This is a genomic window from Streptomyces sp. NPDC007157 (assembly GCF_040634235.1).
Taxonomy (GTDB): domain Bacteria; phylum Actinomycetota; class Actinomycetes; order Streptomycetales; family Streptomycetaceae; genus Streptomyces.
Genome location: NZ_JBEYFE010000010.1, coordinates 312,817 through 322,054, shown reverse-complemented (window position 1 = coordinate 322,054; position 9,238 = coordinate 312,817). Strand labels below are relative to the sequence as shown.

At 72.1% G+C, this 9,238-nt stretch carries 8 protein-coding genes; 4 read left to right on the top strand and 4 right to left on the bottom strand.

The genetic code is table 11. The annotated features are described in order from the left end of the window. Window positions 1-113: 113 nt before the first annotated feature. The 3 genes from ABZ642_RS21125 to ABZ642_RS21115 all read right to left on the bottom strand — a co-directional run bounded on the left by ABZ642_RS21125 (window position 114) and on the right by ABZ642_RS21115 (window position 3,806). The gene (locus ABZ642_RS21125) at window positions 114-1,427 is read right to left on the bottom strand and encodes a SpoIIE family protein phosphatase (protein ID WP_360485949.1); all 1,314 of its coding nucleotides are present in this window, start codon (window positions 1,425-1,427) and stop codon (window positions 114-116) included. A gap of 289 nt (window positions 1,428-1,716) precedes the next feature. Continuing rightward, on the bottom strand, window positions 1,717-2,826 hold the full coding sequence (locus tag ABZ642_RS21120) for a C40 family peptidase (protein ID WP_360485946.1): 1,110 nt from the start codon (window positions 2,824-2,826) through the stop codon (window positions 1,717-1,719). 185 nt (window positions 2,827-3,011) lie between these two features. Beyond that, window positions 3,012-3,806, bottom strand: coding sequence for a class I SAM-dependent methyltransferase (locus ABZ642_RS21115; RefSeq protein WP_360485944.1), 795 nt, complete (start codon window positions 3,804-3,806; stop codon window positions 3,012-3,014). Between the two features lie 252 nt (window positions 3,807-4,058). Between ABZ642_RS21115 and mshA the strand changes: the two genes are divergently transcribed. From mshA to ABZ642_RS21100, 3 genes are all read left to right on the top strand, one after another. Then, window positions 4,059-5,396, top strand: a complete 1,338-nt coding sequence (mshA, locus tag ABZ642_RS21110; RefSeq protein WP_360485942.1) for a D-inositol-3-phosphate glycosyltransferase — start codon at window positions 4,059-4,061, stop codon at window positions 5,394-5,396. Beyond that, the gene (locus ABZ642_RS21105) at window positions 5,389-5,889 is read left to right on the top strand and encodes a YbjN domain-containing protein (RefSeq protein WP_360485939.1); all 501 of its coding nucleotides are present in this window, start codon (window positions 5,389-5,391) and stop codon (window positions 5,887-5,889) included. Before mshA ends, ABZ642_RS21105 begins: the two co-directional genes overlap by 8 nt. Before the next feature lie 207 nt (window positions 5,890-6,096). Then, window positions 6,097-7,800, top strand: a complete 1,704-nt coding sequence (locus ABZ642_RS21100; protein WP_360486004.1) for a glycosyl hydrolase family 28-related protein — start codon at window positions 6,097-6,099, stop codon at window positions 7,798-7,800. Here ABZ642_RS21100 and ABZ642_RS21095 read toward each other — a convergent pair. Continuing rightward, window positions 7,779-8,588 carry an AraC family transcriptional regulator gene (locus ABZ642_RS21095; RefSeq protein ID WP_360485936.1) on the bottom strand — a complete coding sequence of 270 codons (810 nt, stop codon included), beginning with the start codon at window positions 8,586-8,588 and terminating at the stop codon, window positions 7,779-7,781. The genes ABZ642_RS21100 and ABZ642_RS21095 overlap by 22 nt on opposite strands. On the opposite strand from ABZ642_RS21095, the gene ABZ642_RS21090 reads away from it, so the two are divergent. Then, window positions 8,587-9,132: a DUF2000 domain-containing protein gene (locus tag ABZ642_RS21090; protein ID WP_360485933.1), complete on the top strand. Its 546-nt coding sequence runs from the start codon at window positions 8,587-8,589 to the stop codon at window positions 9,130-9,132. The two genes, ABZ642_RS21095 and ABZ642_RS21090, sit on opposite strands and share 2 nt — an antisense overlap. The last annotated feature ends 106 nt before the right edge of the window (window positions 9,133-9,238 follow it).

The following is a 9,238-nucleotide window of genomic DNA, read 5'->3' as shown; positions in this document are numbered from 1 at the left end:
CGCGCCCCTTCGGGGCGCGGGGCTGTTGCGACACACGGCTCCGCCGCGGGGGCGCGACCAGCCACAGCCGGCCGTCCGACGGCCTGCGACCGCCCCCCACGGCGAGCGGCCGATCAGGCCTGCCGGTCCAGCAGGACCAGGGCGACGTCGTCCGTCAGCTCGCCGCCGTTCATCTCCCGCACCTCGTTCACCGCCGCGCGCAGCAACGCCTCGCCGCTGAGCCCCTCGCCCAGCTGTCGGCGCACCATCTCGACCATCCCGTCCTGACCGAGCCGCTCCCCGCCCGAGCCGATGCGGCCCTCGATCAGCCCGTCGGTGTAGAGCATCAGGCTCCACTCGGCGCCCAGCTCCACCTGCATCCGCGGCCAGCGAGCCCCCCGCAGCAGCCCCAGCGCGGGCCCGTTGTTGTCGTACGGCAGCAGCTCCGCCGGGCACCCGGGCCGGGCGACCAGCGGGGCCGGGTGACCGGCCAGGCACAGCCCGGCCCGGCGCCCGTCCGGCGCTATGTCGACGGTGCAGAGCGTCGCGAAGATCTCCTCGTCGGAGCGCTCGTGCTCCAGCACCTCCTGCAGCGTGCCCAGCAGCTCGTCGCCGCACAGCCCCGCCAGGGTCAGCGCACGCCAGGCGATCCGCAGCTCCACACCGAGCGCGGCCTCGTCCGGGCCGTGCCCGCAGACGTCACCGATCATCGCGTGCACGGTCCCGTCGGGCGTGCGCACGGTGTCGTAGAAGTCACCGCCGAGCAGCGCGCGCGAGCGGCCGGGGCGGTAGCGGGCGGCGAAGCGCAGCGAGGAGCCGTCCAGGAGCGGCGTGGGCAGCAGGCCCCGCTCCAGGCGGCGGTTCTCCTGCGCCCGCATCCGCCCCTCCGCGAGCTTGCGCTCGACCGCGAGGGACCGCTTGCGCTCGACGGCGTACCGGATGGCGCGGCTGAGCAGCCGGCCGTCCAGCTCGTCCCGGAAGAGGTAGTCCTGCGCGCCGACGCGCACGGCCTCGTCGCCGCGCTCGGCGTCACCGGAGGCGGTGAGCGCGAGCACGGCGTGCCGGGGCGCGAGCTTGAGCACGTGCTTGAGCACGGCGAGCTCGTCGGCGTCGTCGTCGGCGCGGCCCGGCGCCGACAGCGCCAGGTCGAGCAGGATGCAGTGGACGTCGTCGGTCAGCAGCCGCTCGGCCTCGGTGAGGTTGCGGGCGGTGCGGACACGGATCGAGTTGCCGGACGCGTCCCGCAACTCGGGCAGGATCGGCGAACCGGCCGGATCGTCCTCGATCAGCAGCAGGGTGAGAGTGGTGCCGCCGCTGTTCGTGGCGACGGCTTCCGTGCGGTTGGCCTCTTCCTTGAGGTGGCCGCCGCCCTGTGCGGGCATGGCGACCGGCGCCTGACCACTCTCCACGGCCGGGATCGCTCTCTGCCGCGGTACGGGTACGGGCATCGTGTTGGGTTCCTTCCCTCCCCCCGAGGGCATGGCGGGGCGAGGGACCTCGACCCACCCGACGGGGACCATAGCGGTACTGGCCGCCGCAACGGAATGGTGTGAGCCGCGTCGCTCCGTCTCAGACCCTTGGCATATGCCGCGTGCCGTAACGCAGTTGGACAAGAAGGCCGTCCGGCGGGGATGACGAAGGTCACGCGGTGCCGGGGTTTCCAAGGGTGTTGGCGTGCACTGGGTCACATGGCGCAGCTCACGAAAGGTACATCACACCCAAAGTGCCTGGCGGGACTCAGGCGTCCGGCCGTACCACCCCGAGGATCGGCATCGTCCCGGCGCCGCCGATCGACACCGTCCGTCCCGGGCGCGGGGCTTGGATGATCGCGCCGTCACCGACGTACATCGCGACATGGCTGGCGTCGTCGAAGTAGATGATCAGGTCGCCGGGGCGCATGTCCTTGACGTCGACGTGCTTGAGCTGCTTCCACTGCTCCTGCGAGGTGCGCGGGATCGGCCGCCCGGCGCTCGCCCAGGCCTGCGAGGTCAGCCCGGAGCAGTCGTACGAGTCCGGGCCCTCCGCGCCCCACACGTACGGTTTGCCGATCTGGGCGGTGGCGAACGCGACCGCCTTCCCGCCCGCCGCGGACGCCTTGCTGTGGATCTCGTCGAGTATCCCGGTGTCCAGCCAGGCGGTCTGCGCCTTGTAGGCGGCCTCCCGCTCCAGCTCGGCGAGCCGCTGCTTCTGCTTCTTCTCCAGCGTCGACTGGAGCTTCTCGGCGGCGGCGATCCGCTGCGTGATCTTCTTCTTCGCGGCGGCCTTCGCCCTGCGTCCCGCCTCCAGCCTGTTCCACTGGTCGGCCGCGTCCGCCGCGTACTGCTTCAAGTCCTGCTGGGTCTGGGTCAGTTCGCTGATCAGGCCCTTGGTGGCGCGCTCGCCCTGGAGCACCCTCCCGGCTCCGTCCAGGAACTGCGAGGGGTTGTCGCTCAGCAGCAGCTTGGCGCTGTCGGGCAGCCCGCCGGTGCGGTACTGGGCGGCCGCCGCCCGGCCCGCCCGCGCCTTCAACCCGTCGAGCTTCTGCTGCCCCTTGACGATCTTCTTGGCCAGGTCGACGATCTCGGCGGACTGCTTCTCGGCGGCCTCTTCGGCGGCGTTGTACGCGTCGGTGGCGACGGCCGCGTCATGGTAGAGATCGTCCAGTTTCTCCTGTACGGCCTCAAGGTCCTTGTCGGGCGGGAGAGTCACGGAGGCGCTGGGGGAGCTGCTGGGGGACGGTGTGGGGCTCGGTGCCGCGAACGCCGTGCCCGGCGCCGCCAGTACGGTCGCCGCGCAGACCACGGTCACGGCCGCCGTCAGGATCCCGCGACGCCCACCCGCCCGGACGTCGTGCTTGTCCGGTCCCATGGCCCAACCCCCCAAAACTGATTAACCGTCAGTAACTTCCGACACGTGGAGGATCGTGCCATGTCACGCCGCAAACCGACAGAGGTAGTGACAGGTGGGTTCCTCCCCGGTTTCCCCCCGAGCATGACGATCTCCCCGCCCTTTGTGACGAACACCTCACCGAGATCGTTCCCGGCCCGCCGGCGTCAGGCGGAGGGTGCCAATGCCCCCCACGCCACGGTCACTTCCCCCTGCCGCCAGCGCACCGCCGAGTCCGTCACCGGCCAGTCGCCGGCCAGATCCCGCACCGCCCGGATCCACCGCTGCCGGGCGCCGTACGACGCGTAGGGCGCGGCCGCCGCCCAGGCGCGGTCGAAGTCCCGCAGGAACGCGTGCACCGGCTCGCCCGGCACATTGCGGTGGATCAGCGCCTTCGGCAGCCGCTCGGCGAGGTCCGACGGCCGTTCCAGGGAGCCGAGCCGGGTCGCGAAGGTAACCGTCCGGGGCCCCTCCGGCCCGAGCGCGACCCACACGTGCCGCCGCCCGATCTCGTCACAGGTCCCCTCGACCAGCAGCCCGTCCGGCGCGAGCCGTGCGCACAGTCGCGCCCAGACGGCGGCGACCTCGCGCTCGTCGTACTGCCGCAGCACGTTGGCCGCGCGCACGAGTGACGGCCGTCCGGGGACCGGGATCTCGAACCCGCCGTGCCGGAAGACCAGTCCGTCCCGCTCGTACGGCTTCGCGGCGGCGACCCGGTCGGGCTCGATCTCGATCCCGACGACCCGCGCGCGCGGCGCGACGGTACGCAGCCGCCCGAGCAACTCGACGGCGGTCCAGGGAGCGGCGCCGTACCCGAGGTCCACGGCCACGGGATCGACGGCGCGACGCAGCGCGGCCCCGTGCGTGACGGCGATCCACCGGTCCATACGACGCAGCCGATTGGGGTTCGTGGTCCCGCGCGTCACCGTTCCCACGGGGCGGGAGGCGGCGCGGGCTGTCATGTCTAAGAGGGTAAACAGCGACGCGCCCCGACAGGGGTGCGGGGAACCGCGCGACGAGCCGCCACCCACCCGCACCCCGCCCTCGCAGGCTCGCCACCCCACGCACCCCGCCCTCGAACGGTTGAGCGACACCGGGTAATGCTCCGGCAAAAACTCCATGCCCCGGAATGGGAATCCACGCCTCCGCGTTGCACTCCCAGAGGGAACGCCACGCCCTCCCACCGGCATGCCCGCAACAAGGAGGACCGCCACGTGAGCCAGTACGTCAGCAGGCTCGGGCGCCGCTCCCCGTCGGCTGCTGCTCGGCTTCTCCGCAGCCGCAGGCCCCGCCGCGTCGCCATGCTCTCCGTGCACACCTCACCGCTCCACCAGCCCGGCACCGGCGACGCCGGCGGCATGAACGTCTACATCGTCGAGCTCGCGCAGCGCCTCGCCGCGATCAACATCGACGTCGAGATCTTCACCCGCGCCACCTCCGGCGGCCTCCCGCCGACCGTGGAACTCTCCCCCGGCGTCCTCGTCCGGCACGTGGACGCCGGCCCCTACGAGGGCCTCGCCAAGGAGGACCTCCCGGCCCAGCTGTGCGCCTTCACGCACGGCGTGATGCAGGCCTGGGCCGGCCACCGCCCCGGCTACTACGACCTCGTCCACTCGCACTACTGGCTCTCCGGCCACGTCGGCTGGCTCGCCGCCCAGCGCTGGGGCGTCCCCCTGGTGCACGCGATGCACACCATGGCCAAGGTCAAGAACGCCAGCCTGGCCGACGGCGACGCCCCCGAGCCGGCCGCGCGCGTGATCGGCGAGACCCAGATCGTGTCGGCGGCCGACCGCCTGATCGCCAACACCTCCGAAGAGGCCGACGAACTCGTACGGCACTACTGCGCCGACCCCGCCAAGGTCGCCGTCGTCCACCCCGGCGTGAACCTCGAACGTTTCCGCCCCGACGACGGCCGCGCGGCCGCCCGCGCCCGCCTGGACCTCCCGCAGGACGCGCTGATCCCGCTCTTCGCGGGCCGCATCCAGCCCCTGAAGGCCCCCGACGTACTGCTCAGGGCCGTGGCCGTGCTCCTCGACGAGCGGCCCGAGCTGCGCTCCCGGATCGTCGTACCGATCGTCGGCGGCCCCAGCGGCAGCGGCCTCGCCAAGCCGGAGGGCCTGCAGAAGCTGGCCGCGCGGCTGGGCATCGCGGACGTCGTCCGCTTCCGGCCGCCGGTCGGCCAGGACCAGCTGGCGGACTGGTTCCGGGCGGCCTCCGTGCTGGTCATGCCGTCCTACAGCGAGTCCTTCGGCCTGGTGGCGATAGAGGCGCAGGCGGCCGGGACCCCCGTCCTCGCCGCCTCGGTCGGCGGGCTGCCGGTGGCCGTGCGGGACGGCGAGACCGGCTTCCTGGTGCGCGGTCACGATCCCGCCGACTACGCGCGCGTGCTGTGTCGTTTCGCCGACGATCCCTCCCTGGCGGACCGTTTCGGCAACGCCGCCGCCCGGCACGCCCAGTCGTTCGGCTGGGACACCGCGGCCACCGCCACCGCCGACGTCTACATGGCCGCGACCCAGTCCCACCGCCGTCGCGTACGCTCGGCCCATGGGTGATGTGGACAAGGTCGCGCAGGTCATCGAGGGTGTGCTGAAGGACGCCGAACTGGAGTGGGAGAGCCCCGGTCCCGGCAACTACGTCGTACAGCTGCCCGGCACCCGCAAGCTGAAGACCACCGTCTCCCTCCTGGCCGGCCGCCACTCCCTCTCCCTGAACGCCTTCGTCATCCGGCACCCCGACGAGAACGAGCCCGCCGTCCACCGCTGGCTCCTGGAGCGCAACCTCAAGCTGTACAGCGTGAGTTACGCCGTCGACCGGCTCGGCGACGTCTACGTCACCGCCAGGCTCCCGCTCGCCTCCGTCACCCCCGACGAGATCGACCGCCTGCTCGGTCAGGTCCTGGAGGCGGCGGACGGCGCCTTCAACACCCTCCTGGAGCTGGGCTTCGCCGCCGCGATCCGCAAGGAGTACGCGTGGCGGGTGTCCCGGGGCGAGTCGACGCGGAATCTGGACGCGTTCATGCACCTGATCGAACGACCCACCAACTGACTTCAGGTCCAGACCTGATTGACCCCTGCACGACTCTTTCGAGGTGACGGGGCGCCGTGCCATGCTCGCGGCCGACGCAGATATGAACGTCGTTCACAACCATGAATCGTCGCCAGGGAAGCCGGCACAAAAGACGCCAGGGAAGCCGGCCGGAAAGTCGGCAGGAAAGTCGCCATGGGAAGGACGTACGGAATGAGCACCGCCGGAATGAACAGCGCGCACCACGGCATGACGAGACGGAGCCTCCTCGCCGGCGCCACGGCGGTCGCCGCGACCGCCGTGGCGGGCAGCACCGTCCCGGCGGCGGCCGCCACCGCCCGGGCGGCGGACCCGACCGCCTCCGCAGCAGGGGCAGCGGGCGGTGAAGTCCCCTCCCTCTGGCGGGAGTTCACCCGCACCCCGTTCACCCACCCGCAGATCCCGTACGTCGGCCGGGCCGGAGCGGCGCGGATCCGCCGGCTTCCCGTGGTGGCCGACGTCCGCGCGTACGGGGCGGTGGCCGACGGTGTCACCGACTGCGCGCCCGCGATCAACCGTGCCATCGCCGCTGCCGCCAGGGCCGGCGGTGGCACGGTCACCATCCCGCCCGGCACCTTCCGCATCGACGGCCTGGTCCACCTCGCCTACGACAACGTGGTGCTGCGCGGCGCCGGCAGCGGCCGTACGACGCTGTACGCGACGAAGAACCTCACCGAGCTGATCGGCCCGTACGGCTCCCGCTACGGCGGCACGAAGTCGGCGTGGTCCTGGGCGGGCGGCCTGATCTGGCTGGCGCCCAAAGCCCGTTGGGACTCCCTGACCGACGCGATCAAGGCGCAGGACTGGCCCTTCGAGGGCTGGACCGGCAACAAGCGGGACGAGTGGGAGCAGTTGACACCGGTTGCCCCCGCCCGCCGGGGCGATTGGACGGTCACCGTCGCCGACCCCTCCCGCCTGCGCCCCGGCCGGCTGGTCCTTCTCCGCGTCTCGGACGACACCGCCCACACCCTCCTCCAGCACATGTCGGGCGACGGCCCCGGCCCGGCCGCGTACTACTGGGAGGACAAGACCAAGCTGCTGTCGTACGTCCCCTACGAATGGCCCGTCCGGGTCGCGGCCGTGCGCGGACACCGGGTGACACTGGAGCGTCCGCTTCCGCTTGACCTCCGCCCCGAATGGAACCCCCAGCTCACCACCCACGTACGCGAGCTGACCGGCTCCGGGGTCGAGGGACTCACCCTCGACGTCATCGAGACCCCGCAGTCCACGCACCTCCTCGACAAGGGCTACAACGGGGTCGTCCTGCAGTGCGCGTACGACTGCTGGGTGGACGACGTCACGGTCCGCAACGTCGACAACGGCTTCGGCCTGGTCGCCGCCTCCGCCTGCACCCTGCGCCGCACCCGGGTCGGCGGCCGGGGCGAACACCACCCCTACTTCTGCCGCGAGGGCTCGCACGACAACCTCGTCGAGGACTTCACGGTCGAACAGCGCACGGTCCCGGCCCCCTCCGACACCCAGCTCCACGGCATCAACGTCGAGGGCCTGTCGTCGCACAACGTGTGGTCGCGCGGCGACATGCAGATGGGCACCTTCGACTCCCACCGCGGCCTGCCCTTCGCCAACGTGCGCACCGACATCACGGTGGACAACAACGGCCGGCACGGCGGCGACGCCAACGCGGGGCCGCTGTTCGGGGCACGGTTCACGCACTGGAACGTGCGCGTGACCAACGGCCGCGCGGGCCTGATGCGCCTCGACGGCCTCGCCCCCTGGTCCGCCACGGTCGGCCTCAACGAGGTGACCGAGTTCGACCAGATCGACGTACCGGACTTCACCGGGGACCTGCGCTCCCGCCTTGAGCTGTACGGGACGTGGGACGCGGTGCGGCCGCGGAACCTGTACGAGGCTCAGCGCGCGCTGTCCCGGTAGCGCCCGGGGGTCACCCCCACCAGCTTCCTGAAGTGCCGGGTGAGATGGGCCTGGTCGTAGAAGCCGGTGGCGGTGGCCGTCTCGCCGGGCGGGACACCGTCGAGCAGCAGCCGGCGGGCGCGACCGACCCGGCGGGACATCAGGTACTGGTGCGGGGCGATGCCGTACGCGCCGCTGAACGCCCGGACCAGGTGGGCCGGATGGGCGTGCAGCAGCTGCGCGGCCTCCGCCAGGGCGAGCCCCTCGGCGACCCGCTCGTCGAGGAGTTCCCGGAGGGCGCCGGCGAGGGCCGGGTCGGAGGGCTTCGGCGGTCCCGTGAGCCGGGGGCGGAGCAGGTCGCGCAGCCGCTCGCCGATGAGGGTGAGCCGGCTCTCGGCCTCCAGCTCGTCACCGGGGCGGCCGAGGGAGGCGTGCAGCCGGCCGACGCGCCGCCGCAGCAGCGGGTCGCGCAGGTCGGGTCCGTCGACGGCGGCGCCGATGAGCTCGTCCCCGAGGAGGGTGCCGTCCAGGTAGACCACGCGCTTGCGGAAGCCGGCCGCGGTGGCCGGGGAGCCGTTGTGCGGCACGTGCGGGGGGAGCAGCGAGACCGTGTCGTCCGGGGTGCCGTGCTCATGCCGTTCGAGGTCGTACCGTACGGCGCCGTCGTCCACGATGAGCAGCGTCCAGGCGTCATGGACATGCATCGGATACGCGTACTCGGTGAAGTGCGCGTGGAAGACCTCGGTGACGCCCGGGACACGGGGGCGCCAGGCGGTGACTTCCTCCGTGAGGTGCTGCCGGGCGGCCATGCAAAGAACGTACAAGACGACGCCGTACGACGATCGGCAGTCTCATTGCATGAGCACTGAACCCATCGCGCCCGCCCCTTCCGATGTCCGCGCCGACGTCCGTCCCGATGCCCGTCCCGATGTCCGTCCCGACGTTCGCTTCGACACCAAGATCGCTGTGCTGCTGCGGGAGGACCTGGAGCCGTGGCAGCGCCTCAATGTCACCGCGTTCCTGGTCAGCGGCCTGGGTGCGACGGTCCCCGAGGTGGTCGGGGAGCCGTACGAGGACGCCGACGGGGTGGCGTACCTGCCGATGTTCCGGCAGCCGGTGCTGGTCTTCGAGGGCACGAAGGAGACGGTGACGGCGGCGCACGAGCGGGCGCTGAGCCGGGCCCTGCCCCGGGCCGTGTTCACCGCGGACCTGTTCGCCACCGGCAACGACCGAGACAACCGCGCGGCGGTCCGGGCGGTACCGACGGCGGAGCTGGACCTGGTCGGGCTCGCGGTGTACGGACCGCGGAACGGGGTGGACAAGGTACTGAAGGGGGCACGGATGCATCCGTGAGGGCCGGGCGTATTCATGATCCGGCGGACTGGGCCGGTCGGAGGAATCGCGTGGCGTGACCGGGTGATCTGATCATCACACTCGCCCCATCTCCTGGCGAACGACG

Coding starts and splice junctions, on each gene's coding strand:
- ABZ642_RS21125 (WP_360485949.1), bottom strand. CDS start 1,427: ATGCCCGTACCCGTACCGCGGCAGAGAGCGATCCCGGCCGTGGAGAGT.
- ABZ642_RS21120 (WP_360485946.1), bottom strand. CDS start 2,826: ATGGGACCGGACAAGCACGACGTCCGGGCGGGTGGGCGTCGCGGGATC.
- ABZ642_RS21115 (WP_360485944.1), bottom strand. CDS start 3,806: ATGACAGCCCGCGCCGCCTCCCGCCCCGTGGGAACGGTGACGCGCGGG.
- ABZ642_RS21105 (WP_360485939.1), top strand. CDS start 5,389: ATGGGTGATGTGGACAAGGTCGCGCAGGTCATCGAGGGTGTGCTGAAG.
- ABZ642_RS21100 (WP_360486004.1), top strand. CDS start 6,097: ATGAACAGCGCGCACCACGGCATGACGAGACGGAGCCTCCTCGCCGGC.
- ABZ642_RS21090 (WP_360485933.1), top strand. CDS start 8,587: ATGCAAAGAACGTACAAGACGACGCCGTACGACGATCGGCAGTCTCAT.
- ABZ642_RS21095 (WP_360485936.1), bottom strand. CDS start 8,588: ATGGCCGCCCGGCAGCACCTCACGGAGGAAGTCACCGCCTGGCGCCCC.